Here is a 20,453-nt window from a genome sequence, read left to right as displayed (position 1 = left end):
TACAGATATGCCAGTTTATTCCGAACGCCTTAGCATTACAGTTGCTTTGTTTGCGGGCTTCTGAATCCATGGGCAACCATGATTCGAATGTCGTGGACGCGGGCCGCGTCGGTTGAGGAGACGCTTGCGTTGTGGGCGGCGTCGCTTCGAGAGATCAAGCAACGGATACGTCCGTTGTTCACGCAAGAGCGTGTGGCGACGAATGCAGGCTTGTTCCTGGAAGGTCTGCTCGGAGATGAGCAGCGCAAGACCGGCTGGATGCGCGCGGAGGCGGCTGGCGATCCTGGCCCATGGCGTCAGCAGGCAATTCTGGGTCGTGGAGATTGGGACGCTGATGCCCTGCGCGATATCGTCCGCGACTATGTCATCGAGCATTTGGCGGATGACGATGCGGTGCTGGTGATCGACGAGACCGGCTTTCTCAAGCAGGGTAAGGCCTCATGCGGAGTGGCACGGCAATACACTGGTTCGGCAGGGAAGATTGCGAACTGCCAGATCGGCGTCTTCGCTACCTACGTTTCGCGTCATGGTCATGCGTTCATCGATCGCGCGTTGTATCTTCCGAAGGAATGGACTGACGATCCAGATCGTCTGGAAGCCGCATACGTGCCTGCCGATGTCGGCTTTGCGACCAAACCAAAGCTTGCGACGAGAATGATCGCACGTGCGATAGCCGCGTCTGTACCATTCAAGTGGGTTGCCGGTGACACGGTCTACGGTGTTGGCGATATCGAACAGCAGCTACGGCGGGCAGGCAAAGGCTATGTGCTCGGGGTCAGCAGCTCTCATGTCTTCCGATCCTGGGGCAAGCGACAGCCGGTCGCCGGCAAGGCCGAAGACATCGCCCGGACGCGGCGCCCGTCCGACTGGAAGCGCTTGTCGGCGGGAGCCGGAACCAAAGGACCGAGGCTGCATGACTGGTGTTATCTCGAACTGGCCGATCTCGAGGTCGAGCAGTTCAACAGCGCAAATGATGGTTTATGGACGCGCGGTCTGCTGATCCGTCGCCATATCGCCGATGGCGATCTCGCCTTCTTCACCACCTGGTGCCCAGCGGGAACATCAATTGAAACGCTGGTCGCGGTCGAAGGCCATCGATGGGCGATCGAGGACAGCTTTGAAACCGCGAAAAACGAGTTCGGGCTCGATCACAACGAGAGCAGGTCCTGGCATGGCTGGCATCGCCACGTGTCCCTGGTGATGCTCGCCTTCGCCATGATGGCGGCGATCCGCCATCGCGCCAATCCGCCACCGCCCAAAAAAACCAAACGCCGCCCCCCGGCAAAAGCCAAAGCACACCCACGCCGCCGCTGATCCGTTGGTCAATCCAGGAAATCCGCCGCATCGCCATCAGGCTTGCTCGAAAGCGGATCCAACCCGCGCATGTCATCGCATGGTCATTCTGGCGCAGAGCTCACCAGGCTGCCGCTCAGCGCGCGCATCTCAAAGCAAAACGGCAACTGTAATGTTAGTGTCTGTCCGGGAACATCTTGAATCATCGGAATCATTTGTGATTCAAGGGTGGCGGTCCGATTCGAAGGGGCGCCCATGTGGACGAAGGAGAACCGCGGTCGTTACGACCGAAGCCGGCTACGCTATCCAAGCGATTTGACTGATGAGGAATGGGCGTTGGTGGAGCCGCTGATTGCGCCAGCCAAGCGAGGCGGCAACAAGCGCACGGTCGATGTGCGCGAGGTGATCAATGGCCTGATGTATGTGCTGAGCACCGGTTGCCAATGGCGAGCGATCCCGAAGGACCTGCCGCCACGCAGCACGGTGCACGACTATTTTGACTTGTGGGCTTGGAACGGCACGCTCGATCGCATCCATCACGCGCTCTATGTACAATGTCGAGAATTGGCTAACCGAGAACCCAGCCCGAGCGCCGCCATCATCGACAGTCAAAGCGTCAAGAGCGCGGAAAAAGGGGGGCGTGGATCGACCCGCATGGCTACGATGCGGGCAAGAAGATCAAGGGCAAGAAGCGCCACATCCTAGTCGATACTCAAGGCTTGCTGCTCCACGCCCTCGTGCATTCGGCGGACATCCAGGATCGTGACGGTGGGGTGCTGGTGATGGCCACGCTGTTTGGCCTGCATCCATTCCTGCTGAAGCTCTATGCTGACGGCGGCTATCAGGGGCCGATCTTTCAGTCCGCCGTTCGCAAAATCCTCCGGCAAATCGACGTCGAGATCGTCAAGCGCTCCGATACAGCAAAGAGTTTTGCGATCTTGCCCAAGCGATGGATCGTCGAACGCACCATCGCCTGGCTCAACCGCTGCCGCCGTTTGGCCAAGGATTGGGAGTGCCTCAACCGAAAGGCATTGGCGTTCTTGCGCCTCGCCTCAATCCGCCTCATGCTGCGAAAGCTCTGCCAAAAAACAGCATGATCCCGGACAGACTCTTAGCAAAGCTTTAAGCATTCGGGTTCCGCAGTCCTTGCAACTTCATGTCGAGCGGCTTCCTTTGCCGAGGATCAGATCGATCGTGTGGGCGGCAATCCTGCGAAGCTCGGCCTCGTCGCCGAAGGCGCGCTCGAGCACGGCCAGGCCGCGCGTCACGGTGATGATGTGCAGGGCTGCGGCCTCGGGATCACCGCTGAAGTCGCCGCGCTCGGCACCTGCCGACAAAGTGTCCCGAACCAGACTGGTGATGCGTGTCACGAGTTCTGCGAACGCCCGGCGCGCCTCCTCGTCCAGCCCCTCGCCTTCGACCGCGCCAAGCTCCATCAAGCCGCGCGTGGTCGGACATCCGCGGGGCGGCGAACCCGCGCGGAAGTTCGTGATGGTGAGGTCGAAGAACGCGGTGAGGCGTTTTCGTAAGCTACCCGCACCGAGCGCCTTTTGCAGGGCGAGGAGATAGTCGTCCGCATAGCGCTCATAGGCCTGGAGGAACAGCGCCTCCTTGCTGCCGAAGGCATTGTAGAGGCTGCCGCGCTGGTCACCGGCATCGCGCGCGATGTCGGTCAGCGAGGTGCCGCGTACGCCTTTGCGCCAGAACTGATCGAACGCGATGCGCAGGACGTCGTCGTGATCGAACTCGCGCGGTCTCAAGTTTTGCTCCTTTCGAGAGTATTTGGCACACCGTCAAAAATATGATTTCTTGACACTGCGTCAAAAACAAAATGGGGTCTACGACCCGCTTCGTCAATGAGCCGCCGGCACAGGCCATGCACTTCGGCCGGCCAGGCCAGCATGCAAGGGACACCCGATGCCTCTCCTTCACATCTCGATGCGCGCAGGAAAACCGGAAGCCTACCGGCAGGCGATCCTCGACGGCCTCTACCGCGCCATGCGCGAGGCGCTCAACGTGCCCGAGGGCGACGAGTTCATGACCATCAGCGAGCTTGACGCCGCAAACTTCCGCTGCGGCAACGCCTACGGCGTCAAGCGCAGCGACGACGCCGTGCTGATCCAGATCACCGTGTTCGCCTCGCGCACCGCCGAGCAAAAGAAGGCGCTGTACCGCCGGATCGCGGAACTGCTCGGCGAGAACCCGGGGATCCGCCCCGAGGACGTGTTCGTGAACGTTCTCGATGCCCCGAAGGACAACTGGTCCGTCGGCCACGGCCTCGCGCAATTTGCCTGAGGCGACGCGGAGCCCGCGCACCCCTTGAGAATTGGCCGCTGAAAGGTTTTGATGGGCTGCGGAGTGAGACCTCCGCCGATCCGAAGCCCCAGGACCTGAAGCGGTATGACTATGTCGGTCGAGCAATTGTGGAGCCTGCCGGAAACCGCGCTGGTCGGCGCCTATGCGGAGGCGCGGCGGCGCTACGCGGAGAAAAAATTCGAGCGCGACACCCAGCGGGCGCGGCTCGAATGGATGCGCGCAAAGCTGTTCGTCAACACGCCTGGCAATGTGACAGAGCGCAAGATGGCGGTCGACGTGTCCGAGGAACTGGCACGTAAAGGCCAGGAGGTGCGCGAGATGACGCGCGATCTCGACATGCTGAAGATCGACGTCGACGTGATCGACACGATGATCCGTCTGCGCGGCACGCACGGCGCTCCGCCAGTCCACGCAGAGGAGGCGGTCGAGAAGCCGGCCGAGCCGGAGGTGGAGTAAGATGGCTGCATTCCGGGGAAGCTGCCTGTGCGGCGAGGTCGCATTCGAGGTCGAGGGTCCGTTCGATCGCTTCCTCGACCGCCATTGCTCGCGCTGCCGCAAGGCGACCGGGACCGCGCATTCCTGCGAGGTGATCGTGAAGGCGCAAGCGCTGCGATGGCTGCGCGGCGAAACATCCGTCGCGCGTTTCGATCTGCCCAATGCGCGAAGTTTTGCCACCGCGTTCTGCAAATTCTGCGGCAGCCCGATGCCGCACTTGACCCGTAGCAGGCGCGAAGCGATCATCCATGCCGGCGCGTTCGACGAGCCGCTGGCCGCGGCACCGGACCGGCATGTGCACTGGACGTCACGTGCGGATTGGTATGTACACGGGGACGGATTGCCGGCGGAGGACTGAGGTTCAGCTTCCAGCATGCGCACCATGGCGGCGGTGATACTCACTTGGCGACGACCAGGTCCAGCCCTTCAGTGTCGCTCGATCGGGCTCAAAGATTTCGATCTTGAGCGGGTGGCATGCCGCAGCATCGCTGGAATGGGTTGCGCTACAATCTCCACCGGGACAGGCCGACAACGCTCCGAGCAGATCGATCTCCGCGAAGAACTCGATGAAGTCGCCGGGACGGACGGGGCTTGCCTTCATGAAATATTGCTGTGTGTCTTTGGTGAAGCCGGTACACATGAAGACATTGAGCACGTCGTGGACGTGATGCTCGACCGCGCGTGGCTCCATCTTCAGCTCGGCGGCAAGCGCGCGGGACAGGTTGGAGTGGCAGCAGAAATCATAGCTGCCGCCATTCAGCATCAGATTCGTATAGGGATCGCAGCGCGTGCCGATGACGTCGTGAATTCCGGCGCCGTCCTCGTCAAAACCGTACCAGCCGAGCGTGTCGTGACTGATGGTCGCCATCGACCGAAGATAGGGCATGTTGCTCCAGAGCCGGTCGCCGGAGCCGACATGCGTGCCATGGATCGCCCGCGTCTTGCCGCTGAAAAAACGCTCGGAGAGATCCTCCGCATTCCAGAGATTGAGGTCGCCGACCTGAGGGCCTTCGATGCTGACGATGCGGAAGAACTGGCCGCGCGCCACGCGAAATGTTCTGGCGTCGCGGGGCGGCACGATGAGCTCGTGCGTTTTGACCATCGTGCGGCGAGCCGATTCGAGCGCGGCCAGGTCGGGCCTGGGCATTGTGCCGGCCGGATAGACGATGGTCGGTTTGGCGGCGCGGCGCGAGGCGGCGTCAGCGGGTGCGGATGGGATTTTGGAAGACATGGCTTGGCCTCGGGTCGACGCTGTTGCTAAACTCATCCCTACGACTGCAACTCATCCTACCGCCTCGCCTCACTCACCTGCAACGCACCCCTCCATGATCCCGTCGAGCTCCGCGCGCGAGAGAACCCCGATCTCGGCGATGAAGACGATCCGCGCCCGCGGCACGCCTGGCGCCGGCATCTCGCCTGTCGCCAACGTCGCGCGGCCGCCGGCGAACTGAAACACCATTAGCCACCCGGGCTGTTCGACGGTCTCGAACAGGCCCTTGGCCCGCGCAAGCTTCGGCGCCAGCCGACCGATGGCCTGCTGCAAGCGAGGCAGCGAGACCGGACGTTCCGAGGTCCAGCTCAGCGTTTCGAAGCGCTCCTCCGCCGGCCGTCGCGGCCCCGGCTCGCGCGGTACACGATCGACGTCTACGGGAAACAGCAGCGCCGCGGGGATCTCGCCATGCAGCGCGTCGACCACTACAGCAGGAGCGCGCAGCGCGCGGATGGCCTCGCGTATCCGGGCACCGGCCCCCTCGTCCGCCAAATCTATCTTGCTCAGCGCCACCACGTCGGCCGCGCGCAGTTGCGAGCGCTGCAACCCATCGTCCAGCGCGGCGAGCGGTGTCGTCGCATCCATCACGCAGAGCACCGTTTCAAGCAGCGCCTCGCGCAGGATCACCGGGTCCATCAGATTGCGCACGATGTCGGAGGGATCGGCCACCCCGCTGGTTTCGATCACGATGTAGTCGGGTCGTGGATCTCGCCGCAGCAGGGTGGCGAGCGTGCGCAGCAGGTCGCCTTCGAGCGAGCAGCAGATGCAGCCGTTGCTGAGACTCACCACGCCGTCGCTCGCGCCCGCGATCAGCTCCGCATCGATGTTGATCGCGCCGAAATCATTGACCACGGCGGCGATCCGCCGCCCCTCGGCATGCGCCAGCAGATGGTTCACGACCGTGGTCTTGCCCGCCCCCAGGAAGCCCGTCACCAGGAGAATCGGGACCGGCACGCGTCAGCCCTCGACGACGGGCCGGCGCACGGGGCGGCCGGGCCGGGCCGCCACGTCCAGAACGCCGTCGCTGATCAGCGGCTCGCCACTGACCACGAGATGCCGCACGCCTTCCGACGGACGGTTCATCGCCGTGAATGTCGCGCGGTCGCTCAGGCGTTCGTAGTCGAACACGACGATGTCGGCATCCGCGCCCACCTCGAGCCTGCCCTTGGCGCGCATCGCGGGCGTGCTTTGCGAGAGAATCTCCGCCGGGATCAGCGCGCATTTGCGCACGCCTTCCAGCAGCGACACGGTTTTGCGCTCGCGCACCCATTCGCGGATGAAGCGGGTGAAGCAACCGGCCGAACGCGGATGCGAGGTAGCGTCCTCCGGCAGCGGCCAGGCGTCGCCGGTGTAAGTGGTGCCGTCCGACAGCGTCCACGGCATCGCGTCGGATGCGATCGCGCCACCGGGATACAGCACCGACATGTCCAGGAGGTCGCGATGATGCGCGTTGTTTTCGGTATCGAGGATATGCCACAGCACCAGCGTGGAGGGCTCTTCGGCTTGGGCCGCCAGCAGCTCCTCGCGGCCACGGAAGCGGCTGCCGTCGGTCACCCGCTGCACCGAATCGTAGCCGGTGCCGTTGCGCTCGACGAATTCGGGATCGCTGAAGAAGGCGGCGGCCAGCACGGTCGAGCCGGTGCCATAGGGATAGGCCTCGACCGTGATCGGCAGGCCCTGCGCCTGCGCTTTCGCAATCAGCACGCGGCAACGCTCCACGTCGGTCTTGCTCGACGAGTTGAAATGGCAGATGTGCATGTGCGCGCCGGTGGCGCCGGCATAGCCGATCAGGCGGATATAGGCTTCGGCCGCGCTTTCGGGATCGATACGAGACATGTAGGCGACGTGGGTGAAGGTCGGCACATCCTGCGCCGCCGCGAACTGGCACACCGCGGTCAGCTCCTGCACGCCGGCGCCCGGCGCATAGGCATTGAGGATGCCGATGCCGATGCCGCCTTCGTTCAAGCCAGTCGCGAGACGCGCGAGGATGCCCGCCACCTCCGCGTCGCTCGCCACGTTGTCGATCCAGCGGCGATCGCGCATGGCGTTGCCGAATGCCTCCAGCGAGCTTTCCGCATTCGAGCCCGTCATCGCGCCGATGCGCGCAAAGGCCCAGTTGGCGGCGGCGCCGTAGTTCAGCACGCGTCCCTTCCTGGCCTGGCGCTGATACCAGGATGCGACCGGCAACACGCCCGCCTCGAGATCGAGCGTCGTCGTCACCCCGTCGAACGCCTGCATGCGGTCGGCCGGGATCGACTGGCCGTGCGCATGCAGGTCGATGAAGCCGGGCGCCACCACGAGCCCGGTCGCGTCGATCACCCGCTCGGCTCCGCCGAGCGAGGAGCCGACCGCGGCGATCCGGCCGTCCACCACCGCCACGTCGCCGATGGCGTCCATCCCGCTCGCCGGATCCACCACCCGGCCGCCGCTGATCACCAAACCGCTCATATCGTCACTCCCGAAAGCTGAATTCGCATAGAGGCAGATTCTGGGAGCAACGACCACCTCCACTGAAGCCGACGCATCATGCTCGCACGGGAGGTCAATTCGCAGGCAAATTACGGATACGCGCTGGCGTTCTCGCGGCATGCTTTGCCCGAGCTATGTTTCTCTCGTCACCCCTCTCCGAGGAAAGGGCGCAGGGAAGACCGGGCGCCGGCTGGCACCCATAAAGCCCCTATGCGAAACTATTGCGCACGCAATGCACAGGGGAGACACAGGGCAGCCGAGACCAGGCCTTCCCTGCGCAGTGGTTTGACGGCCTATGCCGCGCTCTCCCCGGAGACGAATTCCTTCTTGCCTCCGTCGCCTTCGCGAAATTCACGACCATCGCACCGGTTGACGCGATGACGCCTTCGCAAAGGCTTGACCGTAGCAACGACGGCCAGGACCACACGTCTATATTTTGGCATTCGGTGAGACCCGCTAAGACTACAAAAACCCTTTGAAACAAGCACTTTTCGTCTAGCCTGTTGCGGGGCGCTTCGGCGGGTTTCGTCAAATCTAGGGCCCGGCCCTAAGTCTTTCAGCGTCCGCACGACAAACTGAAAGCCCCAAAGCCGAGCCCTTTGGTCCCAAGCCTTGAGGAGCCGAAACCACATGGACACTACCATTATCGCCACCCCCGCTGGCAAGCGCGCCCGCCAGGGCAGCGTCAACCTGACCGACCGCCTCTGCGAGAAGCGGGTCGCCGAGCGGGTCAAAATCTACGACCGCAAATGTCCCGGCCTGTATGTCAGCATCATCCCGACAGGCGTCGCCACCTTCAATTTCAAGTTCACCGACCCTGCCACCGGTAAGCAACGGTCCAAATGGCTCGGCATCTACAATCGCGAAACCTTCACGGTCGAGCATGCCCGCACCGAGGTCTATGCCCTGAGAATGCGGATCGGCAACGGCGAGAACATCGCCGAGAGCCTGCGACAGCAGAAGACGCTCAAGGCCCGGCGAGGCAAAACCGTTGACGAGATCATCGAGGAGCGGATCGAGTGGATGCAGACGCCGGTTCGCAAGGCGGACGGCGAGATGCGGCCCCGGCTGGAAAGCTGGGAGAACACCGCGAGCCATCTGCGCCGCTTCATCGGCCCGAAGCTGGGCAGGAAGATCGCGGTCGACGTCACCCGAGGCGACATACAGGCGTTGTCGGACGACATCGTAGCGGGTCGGCACGGCGGCAAGCCGTCGGTCAGCAATGCACGTCACATGCGCAAGGCGGCGTCGGGCATGTTCCGGTGGGCGTTGCGGCGCGAGTACATCACCGCCAACCCTTGCAGTGATCTGGAGCCGCTCGACCCGGAGCATCCGCGCACCCGCGTCCTGACCGAGGACGAGATCAGGATTTTCTGGCACGGCCTCGCTGATGACGAACTGCTGGCGTCATGGGACCGGAGGACCCGGCTCGCGCTCAAGTTCGAGTTGGTCACCATGCTGCGCTCGGCCGAACTGCTCGGCGCGCACCGCAACGAACTGATCGACCTCGACGGCGAGCAGCCGCGCCTCGACGTGCCATTGAAGCGGGTCAAGAAGCGGCGAATGATCCAACAGCCGCTGTCGAGCCTCGCGGTGGAGATCATCAGGGACGCCTTGAAGGGCAACAACAAGGATTTCGTATTCGCCAGCCTGCTCGACAACAAGCCGATGTACCGCAAGGCGATGGCCGACGCGCTGCGCGGCATCAAGCGCAAGGGCAAGGTGACCATCCCCGGCATCTGCCAGCTACTCGGCCTGCGGCCTTTCACGCCGCACGACCTGCGCCGGACGGCGGCTACCTTGGCGGGTGATCTCGGCTTTGACGACGCGTGGATCGCGAAGTGTCTCGACCATGCCGCCAGCAAGAAAGCCGAGCAGATCGTGCCGACCGTCACCGGCAAGGTCTACAATCACAGCAAAAGGATGAAGGAGAAGCGCGCCGTGCTCGACGGCATCGCAGCGGAACTGCGGCGGATCATCGGGGAGCTTCCTGTGAAGCCCGTAGACCCGAAGCTGCGGCTAGTCGCGGCCTGATCAACCCAGATCGCGCAATTTGCACGATATGAGTAGCCCGGTCAGCGCGAAGCTGGCCGAGGCTTCGAACATAGGGGCCTGCGAGAGCGGCGCAGCGGCGCACGGCTTGGTTGTAGCGGTGGCCAATTGTAAGTAGAGTGCCCGCTGGGGGGCTCGTATTTCGATGGAAGCAGGTGATTACAGGAAAAGCGCCGATGCGCTCGGCGGCATATTGGACGACGCAACTCGAAGATGGCATTTCGAGAACATTTGCGGCGAGGCCGTAAACTACGAGCTGAGCGCACAATTCGGTGACGATTGCGCGGAGAAACCGGGTCTTTATGGCTTTCTCCTGAAGAGGATGGCTAAAGCCGCGTCAGATTACGCACTGCCGAACAAGGCTGATCCGCGTGATTTTGAAGAGAGTGTTTTGAATGCTGCTTTAGAGATCGTCAGATCGTTGCGGTTTGCTTTCGTCCGCTATGGCTCGGACAGCCCGTCGCCAAATTTCTGGGACAGCAATGCAAATCCGCTGGACAAAATAAGAGCAAAGCAGGTCCCTTATATCGATCGCTCACAGCTTGAAGGCGTAGTCGGTAACTACTTGGCACTCCCATATCGGTGTCAGGCTTTAGAACGTTTTCTCGTCCGCGCTCTGATTGCAATGGAGCTTTACGCCTTTGGCGATGAGATGCTCAACGAAGAGACGTTCGGACTATTTCCGGCGAGATCTCCATTGAAACAACGCCATCCGTTGCTCCGATATTTGAAGGGTCAATTCATCAACAGCGTCTTCTTCGGCGGAATTGCTGGGCTTGCACTCTGGGCAAGTTCCAGCGGATGGATCGGAGTGAATGCCGCAGAATGGATCATGGGGGTATGCGGGTTCTTGTTCTTGGCGTTTGCTTCAATGAGCACATTCGCGCTGCCATTCTGGTGGTACGCCCAAGCCATGGCGCGGCGGCGTGTACGGAAATTGCTTGCGGCAATGTCGACACTCTACAATGAACAAAGATCCGACGGACCAATTAGCGCCCAATATGTTCGGGATCGAGCAAGCGAAGCGGCTAAACAGGGTGTCATATGGCCTGCTCCACTTTTTGCTTTGCTGGATGATATTATTTCTCGCACTGGACGCTTCTAGCCGCCCATTTCGTCGCCGAAATGGAGGCCGCGCCATCTTCACTCGTGCAGGCGCGACATCGCGTCGTGCGTCTTTTATCGTATTGCCAGAAGCTGCACTCGCACCGGACTGACACGGATCGGGCACATGGAATTGAACGAGCTTTTGATGGGCAAAGGTATCGATCCGCGTGGCGTTATCGTGTTTCGGCACCGTCCCACGGAGCCAGAACTCAATAAAATCCTTCCGCTGTTAGCAGCTGACCGGCCTGATCTATTCAACGCCTACCAACAAGCGCACAGTGAGAAAGTCGAGAAGGTTTTGCTGTCCGCGAGCCATGTGGCCTCCTTCATCCGACACGGCTCCGGCAGAGCATTGTTCATCGGCGCATATGCTATCGGGAAATCAAGACCTCTTACGCAGCCCAAATTTTGGCGTATCCCGGCCAATACCGAATTGAAGAAGCTAGGAATGCGCGCGTTCGTGACGGGCCGTCGATCCAGTTGCCTGTGGTTCGACCTGAAACCGTTGGACTTCTATTCCGAATGGAGGGGCAAATTAGTAGTGGATTGGCCGCCGCCTGAGCGATCTTGGTGGCGGCGCGCCCACCGCAATAGGATGTCCATTCACGCTGTTCTCGAAGACAGCGCGCTTGATACAGCGATGCAGAAATGGAACGAGCTAGACCTTACTTGGGGCCAACTCAGTATTTTGCCAAAGCGTTGGCAGGCGAAGCTCGCCGAGTGGCGGGGCATCTACTACATTTTCGATAGCTCGGATGCGAAGGGCTACATCGGCTCCGCTTATGGGTCGGAAAATCTTTTGGGTAGGTGGCGACACTACGGGGCATCGGGGCACGGCGGGAACAGATTGCTGCGGCAGCGTGACCCAACAACTTTTCGTTTCACCATCCTCGAACTGGTTTCTCCCACTATGCCCCCCGAAGAAGTTCAATGGCTCGAAAGTAATTGGAAGGAGCGCCTGCACACTCGCCAGCCCTATGGCCTCAATGATAACTAGACCGGCATGTGCAATCTCTACAGTGTGACCACGAACCAAGAGGCGATCCGCGCTCTGTTTCGCGTGGTCAATCGCTACGTCGGCAATCTCGCCCCGATGCCCGGCGTGTTTCCGGACTATCCGGCTCCGGTGATCCGCAACAACGACGCAGGGCGCGAGATGGTCTTGATGCGGTGGGGCATGCCCCCACCACCGCGCACGGGGGGACCGCCGGTCACCAATATCCGCAACACGTCATCGCCCCATTGGCGCGGCTGGCTCAAGCCGGAGAACCGCTGCTTGGTCCCGGCGAACAGCTTTGCTGAGTATGCGCCCGAGCCGAACCCCGAGACCAAGAAGAAAGACGTCGTATGGTTCGCGATCAATGAGGACCGACCGCTGTTCGCCTTCGCGGGCATTTGGACCGAGTTCAAGGGGGATCGAGGCACCAAGTCGAAGCCGGTACCGGGGCCGCATCTCATCTATGGATTTCTGACAACTGCTCCCAACGGGGTCGTCGCGCCCATCCACCCTAAGGCAATGCCGGTGATCTTGACCACCGACGAGGAGCGCGATGTTTGGATGCGGGCTTCCTGGGATGAGGCTAAAGCTTTGCAGCGACCGCTGCCCAACGATGCGCTCCAGATCGTTGCGCGAGGGTCGGATAAGGAAGATAAGGCAACCTAAATGCAAGCCCAAGATTGGAACAAGATTAGATTTCTCGAAAGCACAACAAATCTCAAAGCAATAATCAAGCACTCGACGGGAAGAACCCCATCGACGGAAATAGCCCACGATATCGCTGCTTGTTTGCAACAAGGCAGACTGTTTTTTGAGATAGCCGCTTCTGCTCCACTCCAAGTGCAGCCATTGCAGATCTATTACGGCGTCGTTGGATTTGCCAAAGCGATCATTATCGCGCGCAACGTCCAATCAATTTCAACCATCGCACAATCTCATGGCGTGTCGGATGTATCGCAACAGGCTGCCAACATAGAGGACCTAACGCTGCAGTTCCACCGAAAGGGGCTGTTTGCTCAGTTCAACGACGTTGTGGCATCTTTGGGACGGCTGAATTATTTTCAGAATTCCATGCCCCGTTCGGAGCCAAAGCCATTCGATCCCGCCGCTGCACTGAGCGGCACGAACTGTTCCTTGAAGGAAATTCTAGCTAGAATTCCGAGCCTGCAAAGGCTCTATCAAAGAACGTTCCGCGAAGATGCTGCCTGCCTGTCGGTTAGCTTCTATCATCGGGATGATGAAGTTGAGTTGCGGATCGACGATCCTCATCTGATAGCCGACAGGGATGACCTGCGCTCGATCGTAGAAAAATGGCGTGAAAAATTTCCGTTTCTTCGACAGTGGTGCCTTTGCGAAGCTGGTCACGCGTGGAACAACACCGTCCTGCTTTTCTACAACATTGATAAGCCCGTCGAAGGTGAATTTTCCGATCAGTTCCTCGTTAGAAACGAAAATGGTTTCGTTGCGCGAGATCGAAGCCGGGCGCGCATCCCTTTTTCGTCGATATTGCCTCCTTTGGCCGGGGGCATCACCAATGATCATCCAACGGCGATCAAGCCCCTAAACGGGGTTCAATTGTCGGAGTTTGCACTACAGTTTTGCGGAGCATTCCTTTTAAGTTCTTTGGTGCGGTACCGACCACACGTTTGGCAGCACTCGCTTTCGCATTCGACGTTAGAGCGACGAACTGCAGATGACCGCGCACTTTCACTCATTGAGGCATTTTCAGGCAAGGTGCTCAGCGACTTTCCGAAGCTAGCCGAAAAATCTATTGATTGGGCAAATTCTCGGGACCTCTATGCGTAGAGGACCCCGGTCGAGCTGGGTGCGTCGCTAACTACGTCTTGCGCTGCATTAAGCAAAGTGCGGCGATCTAGCCAATTGCGCGAAATGGAATTGTCGATATGCGCAGCTTCGACTTCAGCTCGGGTTGATTGAGGATATTTAGCATCCTGTCCATCGACGCACGGGCCAGCGGTGACGAGATGCTCGGTCCAAGAATGATCCTATCAGTGATCTTGTCCAGCGATAAGTCGTCAGCCGTGAACCCCGGGATGGGTTGGACCTTGAACCTCAATTTTGGTTCAACGCCGCGAGGACCAATCCAGTAATGAAACATTGAATGGAGCTTTTGCTCCTTGTCGCGATCTGGCAAGTAAACGACCCGCCATTCTTGCTCCTCAACAAATCCCCTGTGTTTGGAGAAGAGGGCGAATATTTTAATCCGTTCAAATAGCGCGTGAGCGGCCAAATAAAGCTTTTCATCCGGGATGTTCGCGCTTGCAAGCAAGGCCTCAAACGATGCCATGGTGTTTTGGAGCCATCCCAGCCGGGCATCATTCGTTTCGTATGAAACCTTAGCGATGATCAGTGGCGAACTTCCAAGCGACGTTAGCTGAGCCGTATCGAAAACGATTGCCACTCCGTTGCCGTTTGCACCGTAGCCTCGCCACATGGACAACCGCCCATCGTCATCATCTCTCCGGTGATCGGAAAGGCAGAAAACGTAGGTATCGAAGATGTGCTCGTTGGCAAATTGGTTGAAGAAGTGGGCATACGCGTTCTTAAATTGCTGGGCGCGCTCGGGGGTCTTGCACGCATCGACCAGTTCCTGCCTGGCGAGAACCATTTCGTTGCCTTGGATCACGCCAAAGCGGACTTCTTCGATGTCGTTCATAAACAACGGGTTCGACAGCCAAATCTCATTGTTGGCGAGTATCTTTTCCAAAGTCTGGACAGTCGTGTAATGCGCCAGCAGTGGTTTTTTGGCCACGAACGTGTCCTCTGGCCGAAGATCAGCCCACAGCGGCTGAAAAATCCGGACTATCGCATCGTCGTCCATTGCTCCCCCACACCGATCATCGAGATCGCTCCTGTTGATGTTACGCGCGGCGCGCGGGGCTGTCACCCTTGTGGCAACTTGTGGTAGGTTTATGCACAGTAGAGATGGACAGAAACCGTGGCGAGCAATGACAGTTGCGCGATGCAGAGTGACCTCTGCTGTCGTAAACGAGGATCGGCATGAGCGACGTTTTCGGCAACCGACCGGAGGATTTCCTCAATCGCGGTCTCAAGGCGGCCGTCGGCACCCTGCCGGTGGTCGGCGGCCCACTGAATGAATTCCTGGCCTTCGTAATAGGTGATCCAGCGCAGGAACGGCGAGATGACTTCATGAAGGCGACATTGGAGCGATTGATTGCACTGGAGGCATCCAGCGAACGACTTCGTCCCGAGAACCTGCGAGACAACGAGCAATTTCAGGCTACGTTCATTCAAGCTGTGCGTTTGGCAACGACAACGGCGTCCGCAGAGAAGAAGAAGCTGCTGCAAAACGCGATCATCAATTCGGCTATCGGGCACGTTGATGAGACTGTCCGGATGTTGTTCATCCAAATGCTAGACGGGATCACGCCGATGCACGCGGTGTTGCTGGCATTTCTGGATAACCCGCGCGGTAATCCTGCCGCGATACGGAAGGCTGAGAGCATCTCGTTGGGTGGTGCGTTAGTGCATCTAATAGATGCAGCGTTTCCGGAAATTCAAAGCAATGGCGAGCTTTTAAACCGGGTCGTCGCCGACCTGAACGCGATGGGACTTACCACGTCGAGCGGCATACAAGTCATGATGACGGGCAGCGGTCTGCTTGAGCGTCGCTCCACCGACTTGGGACGATCGTTTTTGGCGTTTGTCAGCGACCCGGAAACGAAGTCAGTGCCTTAATGCGAGCGTCGCGCCTGTGTCACAGAAACAGATCAAGGAGGCCCTTGGCCTCATCTTTCAGGGCATCGGAATGCTCCAAGCCGAATTCTCGCACAGGCGCTTCACGATCGATGGCCGATTGATCGGCGACATAGGCGAGATCATTGCGGCGGCGGAGTTCGACATCGAGTTGGATGACGTAAGCCGAGCGGTTCACGATGGCAAAACGCGTGGTGGCCGTGGGGTGCAGATCAAAGCAACATTTCAGGATCATCTAACGTTTAAGACGACGCCCGACCTGTATCTCGGCTTCAAGCTGTTTCGGGACGGCACCCACGAGGTCATATTCAACGGGCCGGGACAAATCATCTTCGATCGTTATGCTGGCCGTGTCGGCATCGGTGAGAAGCTGCTTCGTTTTCCCAACACGGTGCTCAAGAAGCTCTCGGTAGATGTCCCGAGCGATCTTCGGGTGCCGAAAAGAACTGCCGCAGCCTCGTAGGCTACACGCCCTCAAGCGTGATCAGCATATCGAGATCACTCGTGCTCTCTTTGCGTAATTTTATGAGCGGCTGATACTCTGGCGAGTTGTACCACGCGTCGAGCGATTGCTTATCGGGGAATTCGATGATGACAACGCGCTCCGGCTCCCAGTGGCCCCCTTCGGGAAATTGATGCGCGCTGCCCTTGGTCAGATACCGCCCGCCGTATTTTTCGATCATCGGCCCAACCTTGACCCGGTACTCCTCAAATACGGCGGGCTCGGTGATGACGTGCTCAGCGATCAAGTAAGCCTTCGGCATGGCCGCTCTCCGGCATGGTCTTCGGTCAGAAGCCTATCACGGATCGGTCCTAAACGGGCTTCTACTCAAAAGGGGAAAGCCGCGAGGACCCATCGATGTTGCTTGGGTCCTTCTGAGCAAAAAAATCGACCGCAGGGACGCGCGACCGCCCGCCTTGAGAATATCTGGCGGTTCCATTTCTCGGCTTTGGTTCGCTAGGATGGCCGCCTGTGCGCGGTCGGCGGGGCCTATGGAGGACCGCGCAGGCTTGCGTAAACGGCGGTAAAGAGCTCGCAACCCATTTACCGGGGCCATAAGCCGCACAGCGGCGGATGGTGCAGCATATACCCACCCGCCGCTGCTGCGCCGCCTTGGCCTGCTCGACCGAAACCGGCGACGCATCTCGCGACCCTCACGAACCAACATGACGAACGATGCCAGCCTCGCCCGCGCCCTCGCGCGGCTCCGGCGGCGGCGCGGCCACCCATGTGATCGACAGCAAGGCGAGCACGCTGCAATCTGGCCGGAAGTCAGCGGGAAGGCCTTGCGATCTCGCTCTTTCGATCAGCAGAACCTCCTCACGTTCGAGGGCCAGCAAGTCGGCCAAGATTTGTGCCTCTCGCTCCCGCCGCTCCTGATCGCTGAGCGCCGCATCGTCGTCGGCGACCGCGTCAAGTTCGGCGCGCAGCCGCTCGATCAGTTGATCCTTGAACAGCCACGCAATGAAGGCGACGACATCGGTGAGTTGCCCGAAGGCGATAGCGCCAGGCGCCGCGCCATTGAAGATATCGCACTGGAAGCGTTCGAGCGGCCAAGCGATCGGCTCGCCATGCTCGATGCTACTGGCCGCGTCCGGTCGGCCTTGCTCGGCCAATGCTTCGACTTGAGCGATCATGGCCGCCTTGCGAACGGCGGCGGGACGGGGCGCGTGGCGGCAGCGATCGAGATCGGCAAGCAATTCGCGACCACGGCGCTGTTTGCCTGCAATCGTATCAACGATGTTTCCTTTGAACGGTGGTGGTTCGATCTCGACCATCTTGCCGACGGTCCCGGCAGGACGCGCGGCAATTGCCACCTCGATGTTGCGAAGCAGATCGCCGACGCGCTTGCCTTCTAGGGACCGCGCCTCCTTCACGGCAAGCACGCGGTCAAGATCGGCCCGTTTGTGGTCGAGCTTCTTTTGCTCGGCAACAACTTGTGGCGCGTCACTATCGAGATTGTAGCCGCCTTCGCCGCGCGGCTTTTGCAATTCCTTGATGCGAGCTTCATGCTTGAAGATTTCGATGCGCAGCGCCTGCTCTTCCTCGAAATGAGAGCGGTACAACGTGACGAGTTCTGCGCGGCGGCGTTGCAGGACCGCAACCTTTTCGCGGGCTGGCAGGGGCAGCACGTCGAGCGGGTCGCCTGCATTGATCACCATCATGCCGGGCAGCGGGCCGGAAACAATGCTGTTGCTGGCGTCGCCTGCCGGAAAGCTCGCCGCTTCGTTCCTGATCGGCGGCCGGTCGCCGCCAAAGCCGTAATGCTGATATCGATCGTGTGTCGTCATGACGGACCTCCTGATCGCAGAGATCAGAACTCGTCGCGTTTGCAACGAATACAGCCAGCTTGCTGCAAAGTCTCAAAAGCGTTGATGAGCTTCGCGGCACAGCCGGTCAACATCCTTCTCGGTGATGATCTCGGTCAGTTTCTCGAATTCGCGCGCCCGCTGCGGCGCGATCCCGGCTTCCCGGAGAACGGATTCCTTGCCCAAATCGCCGCTAGGTGGCGATTTGCTCTGATATTGCCCTGATGTACCTTCCAGCGCCTTGCTGCGCACGCCGATTTCATAATCGGCGCGCAGCCGGATCGCCGAGCAGGCGGCTTCCATCTCTTTGTCGTGACGCTGCGCCCAATAACGGCGCAACGCTTCGGCCTGATCGCGGATCGTCTTGACTTCATCGACCGCAACCGCCTGCATCAGTTCGCGGCGGCCACGGTCATAGGCCAGCATCGGGGCATCGCGGACGATCGCAGCATCACTCGCCGGGCGATCAACGGCTTTCACTACAGCACGCATGATCGCACCTAATGCGCGGTCGCGCTGTGCGGCTGTGCCAGCGCCGCGTTCATCGCGGCGGCGCGCCACAACGGCAAATCCTTCACGCCTTCGGCCGTCGCCAGCATCGACATTGACGAGCGAGCGCAGCGCCTAGTCGCACCCGGCCAAGATATCGTCAATAGTCCGTACCGCCGGGACGTGGCCGCCGCGCGTTTTCAGAATTTGCCAGAGCAGCCGCCGCCGATGATCGGCGTGGCGGCATTCGACGTCGACCCGCGCCCGCACCCACGTGGTCGCGGCATAGCGCACAAGCGCATCGTGGATACGCACCGATTGTTGGTGGCGGCAGAGATCGGCGAAGCACGTTATCGCCAACGCGCGGATCAGCCGGTCCCGCTCGGCAATGGCAGCCAACGTCTCCGGCCGCCGCTGGCCGGGTTGCGTACGCAGCATCTCGCGGAGTTTGGCTATGTCGTCCGGCGTAAGCGAAGCCAGATTGATACGGACGGGCCCGGTCATAGCGGCTCGGGAACTTCGACGCTGCTAAGCTTCGTAAGGAGCGGAAACAACGTGCTGATGAGCTTTTAACTCCGGGCGGCTTTCGGAGTGTGAGTTCGAAGCCATCTGCGACACAGAACGGGCCACTGATTGCTCCTTTTATTTGTAGCGCGACAATGTCGAGCGAATTCATCCGCTAGAGCACGAGTTTGATCGCGTGAGAGGCCGAGACGGTGTGCGCACGGCATCAATTCGGCAGCCCTGTGCTCGATAGTTGTACTCGCCAACCACTGATCAATTGTCGTCGCTGTTTCTTCGCCTTCTTCAAGACCAATGCCGCGAAGCGGCCGCCGAACGAAGCGAGGCGGAATGATAGGTGTTGAACTAGGTGTTCCATTAAGGTGTTTGTCGGCCACCGGTGGCTGAACGTGTTCCGCCACGGGTGACGGATCGCAATGCTGGGATTGACCGATCTGGGATGGTTGATTGTTTTTCCGTTCCGCCACGGGTGGCATATCGTTGCGATAGTCCCGTTCCGCCACGGATGGCGCAACGCGACGTGCCCCCTTGCGGCTCTTGGTATCGGCATTCCGCTGCGATTTGAGGCGAGCTAATCGGTCGTTCATCGCCACTATGTGATCGCTCCTCACGCGGTAGACATTCGCGCCGCCAGTGCGTCTCCAATCGACCCAACCATGTTTCCGAAGTGGTCCGCGCCCCCTAATTATCCCGCGTTCGGGAATTGCGGTCTCATCGCTGATCGAACGATCGGAAAGGATCGCCTCGCCGGAGTGCTGATTGATGTGGCTAAGAATGCAGTTACCGATCACTTTGGCGCGCGCATCGAGACGAGGATCAGCAGCCAGAGCGCTCATCCAATCGAACTTGAAACTCGCGAAAGACCTACGGGCAATTTCGCTGTGATGGGCTTGCGCGCCGTCGGGGCGCGCGATAGCTTTGCCGATGTCGGCCATTTTCGATCTCCATCGATGGTTGACGAATTGAAGGAAGTGCCCGCGCGCGGTGGCGGACCGCAGCGCGGGTTTTCTTTAGGATGGTGCGTGCGAGGCTGGCGGAGACAGCGATGTTCGGACAGGAACGAGCGTCGGCGGCACTGATCCTGCCGATGTAATCCTGCCACGCCTTTGCACTGTCGATTGCAACGACTGCGTTGCTCACGGCGCGCGCTCCGCTATTGGACGGGCGCGCTGGCTGCTCCCATCGCGCTCACGGTGGTCGCGCACCGGAGCGGCGGATCACTCAACGAGGCGAGATCGGCCTTCTCGATCTTGCTGAGGACCTTCCATGCTATTTTGACATCAAAGTCATTCGTCGCAGCGGCTGATTTTGCCATCGGGCTTCCCTTTGCGTTCGGCACGGCCCGGCGAATAGGGAAATGATCGCCGGACCGCGCGTGGTGGCAACGGGAAGCCG

At 60.2% G+C, this 20,453-nt stretch carries 22 protein-coding genes; 12 read left to right on the top strand and 10 right to left on the bottom strand.

What is annotated here, in order from left to right:
* Positions 1 to 78 precede the first annotated feature (78 nt).
* Together IVB18_RS05455 and IVB18_RS05450 are read left to right on the top strand one after the other, a co-directional pair.
* The gene (locus IVB18_RS05455; protein WP_247988226.1) at positions 79 to 1,314 is read left to right on the top strand and encodes an IS701 family transposase; all 1,236 of its coding nucleotides are present in this window, start codon (positions 79 to 81) and stop codon (positions 1,312 to 1,314) included.
* A 234-nt stretch (positions 1,315 to 1,548) separates the two neighbouring features.
* Positions 1,549 to 2,390 (top strand): IS5 family transposase gene (locus IVB18_RS05450; RefSeq protein WP_247801096.1). Its coding sequence is split into 2 segments (ribosomal slippage): positions 1,549 to 1,921 and positions 1,921 to 2,390, totalling 843 coding nucleotides; the frame shifts between segments, so codons are not numbered across the junction.
* Positions 2,391 to 2,447: 57 nt separating this feature from the next.
* Here IVB18_RS05450 and IVB18_RS05445 read toward each other — a convergent pair.
* Positions 2,448 to 3,053: a TetR/AcrR family transcriptional regulator gene (locus IVB18_RS05445; protein ID WP_247988225.1), complete on the bottom strand. Its 606-nt coding sequence runs from the start codon at positions 3,051 to 3,053 to the stop codon at positions 2,448 to 2,450.
* A 157-nt stretch (positions 3,054 to 3,210) separates the two neighbouring features.
* Here IVB18_RS05445 and IVB18_RS05440 point away from each other — a divergent pair, with 157 nt between their 5' ends.
* From IVB18_RS05440 to IVB18_RS05430, 3 genes are all read left to right on the top strand, one after another.
* Positions 3,211 to 3,588 (top strand): tautomerase family protein, encoded by a 378-nt coding sequence (locus IVB18_RS05440; RefSeq protein ID WP_247988224.1) that lies wholly within the window; start codon positions 3,211 to 3,213, stop codon positions 3,586 to 3,588.
* A 105-nt stretch (positions 3,589 to 3,693) separates the two neighbouring features.
* Positions 3,694 to 4,065, top strand: a complete 372-nt coding sequence (locus tag IVB18_RS05435; RefSeq protein WP_247988223.1) for a hypothetical protein — start codon at positions 3,694 to 3,696, stop codon at positions 4,063 to 4,065.
* A 1-nt stretch (position 4,066) separates the two neighbouring features.
* Positions 4,067 to 4,462 carry a GFA family protein gene (locus IVB18_RS05430; RefSeq protein ID WP_247988222.1) on the top strand — a complete coding sequence of 132 codons (396 nt, stop codon included), beginning with the start codon at positions 4,067 to 4,069 and terminating at the stop codon, positions 4,460 to 4,462.
* 3 nt (positions 4,463 to 4,465) lie between these two features.
* Here IVB18_RS05430 and IVB18_RS05425 read toward each other — a convergent pair whose 3' ends face one another.
* The 3 genes from IVB18_RS05425 to IVB18_RS05415 all read right to left on the bottom strand — a co-directional run bounded on the left by IVB18_RS05425 (position 4,466) and on the right by IVB18_RS05415 (position 7,822).
* Positions 4,466 to 5,335, bottom strand: coding sequence for a DUF1989 domain-containing protein (locus tag IVB18_RS05425; protein ID WP_247988221.1), 870 nt, complete (start codon positions 5,333 to 5,335; stop codon positions 4,466 to 4,468).
* Positions 5,336 to 5,404: 69 nt separating this feature from the next.
* On the bottom strand, positions 5,405 to 6,328 hold the full coding sequence (locus IVB18_RS05420) for a GTP-binding protein (RefSeq protein ID WP_247988220.1): 924 nt from the start codon (positions 6,326 to 6,328) through the stop codon (positions 5,405 to 5,407).
* 3 nt (positions 6,329 to 6,331) lie between these two features.
* Entirely contained in the window at positions 6,332 to 7,822 is a 1,491-nt protein-coding gene (locus IVB18_RS05415) for an amidohydrolase family protein (RefSeq protein WP_247988219.1), read from the bottom strand.
* Between the two features lie 651 nt (positions 7,823 to 8,473).
* On the opposite strand from IVB18_RS05415, the gene IVB18_RS05410 reads away from it, so the two are divergent.
* The 5 genes from IVB18_RS05410 to IVB18_RS05390 all read left to right on the top strand — a co-directional run bounded on the left by IVB18_RS05410 (position 8,474) and on the right by IVB18_RS05390 (position 13,805).
* Positions 8,474 to 9,877 (top strand): site-specific integrase, encoded by a 1,404-nt coding sequence (locus IVB18_RS05410; protein ID WP_247983423.1) that lies wholly within the window; start codon positions 8,474 to 8,476, stop codon positions 9,875 to 9,877.
* Between the two features lie 163 nt (positions 9,878 to 10,040).
* Positions 10,041 to 11,000, top strand: coding sequence for a hypothetical protein (locus tag IVB18_RS05405; protein WP_247983424.1), 960 nt, complete (start codon positions 10,041 to 10,043; stop codon positions 10,998 to 11,000).
* 126 nt (positions 11,001 to 11,126) lie between these two features.
* Positions 11,127 to 11,999 (top strand): GIY-YIG nuclease family protein, encoded by an 873-nt coding sequence (locus IVB18_RS05400; protein ID WP_247983425.1) that lies wholly within the window; start codon positions 11,127 to 11,129, stop codon positions 11,997 to 11,999.
* A gap of 6 nt (positions 12,000 to 12,005) precedes the next feature.
* On the top strand, positions 12,006 to 12,665 hold the full coding sequence (locus IVB18_RS05395; protein ID WP_247983426.1) for an SOS response-associated peptidase: 660 nt from the start codon (positions 12,006 to 12,008) through the stop codon (positions 12,663 to 12,665).
* Positions 12,666 to 13,805: a YaaC family protein gene (locus tag IVB18_RS05390; RefSeq protein ID WP_247983427.1), complete on the top strand. Its 1,140-nt coding sequence runs from the start codon at positions 12,666 to 12,668 to the stop codon at positions 13,803 to 13,805.
* A 67-nt stretch (positions 13,806 to 13,872) separates the two neighbouring features.
* Here IVB18_RS05390 and IVB18_RS05385 read toward each other — a convergent pair whose 3' ends face one another.
* Complete coding sequence (locus IVB18_RS05385; protein WP_247983428.1) at positions 13,873 to 14,841, bottom strand: DUF2971 domain-containing protein; 969 nt, start codon at positions 14,839 to 14,841, stop codon at positions 13,873 to 13,875.
* A gap of 179 nt (positions 14,842 to 15,020) precedes the next feature.
* On the opposite strand from IVB18_RS05385, the gene IVB18_RS05380 reads away from it, so the two are divergent.
* Both IVB18_RS05380 and IVB18_RS05375 read left to right on the top strand, forming a co-directional pair.
* Complete coding sequence (locus IVB18_RS05380; RefSeq protein ID WP_247983429.1) at positions 15,021 to 15,719, top strand: hypothetical protein; 699 nt, start codon at positions 15,021 to 15,023, stop codon at positions 15,717 to 15,719.
* A gap of 16 nt (positions 15,720 to 15,735) precedes the next feature.
* Positions 15,736 to 16,200, top strand: coding sequence for a hypothetical protein (locus IVB18_RS05375; protein WP_247983430.1), 465 nt, complete (start codon positions 15,736 to 15,738; stop codon positions 16,198 to 16,200).
* Position 16,201: 1 nt separating this feature from the next.
* Here IVB18_RS05375 and IVB18_RS05370 read toward each other — a convergent pair whose 3' ends face one another.
* From IVB18_RS05370 to IVB18_RS05350, 5 genes are all read right to left on the bottom strand, one after another.
* Positions 16,202 to 16,501, bottom strand: a complete 300-nt coding sequence (locus tag IVB18_RS05370; RefSeq protein WP_247983431.1) for a DUF1330 domain-containing protein — start codon at positions 16,499 to 16,501, stop codon at positions 16,202 to 16,204.
* A 391-nt stretch (positions 16,502 to 16,892) separates the two neighbouring features.
* Positions 16,893 to 18,029, bottom strand: coding sequence for a hypothetical protein (locus IVB18_RS05365; RefSeq protein ID WP_247983432.1), 1,137 nt, complete (start codon positions 18,027 to 18,029; stop codon positions 16,893 to 16,895).
* Between the two features lie 72 nt (positions 18,030 to 18,101).
* On the bottom strand, positions 18,102 to 18,608 hold the full coding sequence (locus IVB18_RS05360; RefSeq protein ID WP_247983433.1) for a hypothetical protein: 507 nt from the start codon (positions 18,606 to 18,608) through the stop codon (positions 18,102 to 18,104).
* 63 nt (positions 18,609 to 18,671) lie between these two features.
* Complete coding sequence (locus tag IVB18_RS05355; protein WP_247983434.1) at positions 18,672 to 19,040, bottom strand: hypothetical protein; 369 nt, start codon at positions 19,038 to 19,040, stop codon at positions 18,672 to 18,674.
* Positions 19,041 to 19,105: 65 nt separating this feature from the next.
* Positions 19,106 to 19,993: a hypothetical protein gene (locus IVB18_RS05350; protein WP_247983435.1), complete on the bottom strand. Its 888-nt coding sequence runs from the start codon at positions 19,991 to 19,993 to the stop codon at positions 19,106 to 19,108.
* Between the last annotated feature and the right edge of the window lie 460 nt (positions 19,994 to 20,453).

The organism is Bradyrhizobium sp. 186 (assembly GCF_023101685.1).
In the GTDB taxonomy this organism is placed as follows: Bacteria; Pseudomonadota; Alphaproteobacteria; order Rhizobiales; family Xanthobacteraceae; genus Bradyrhizobium.
The sequence above is the reverse complement of the archived record's forward strand: the minus strand, read 5'-3'. Positions and strand labels throughout refer to the sequence as shown.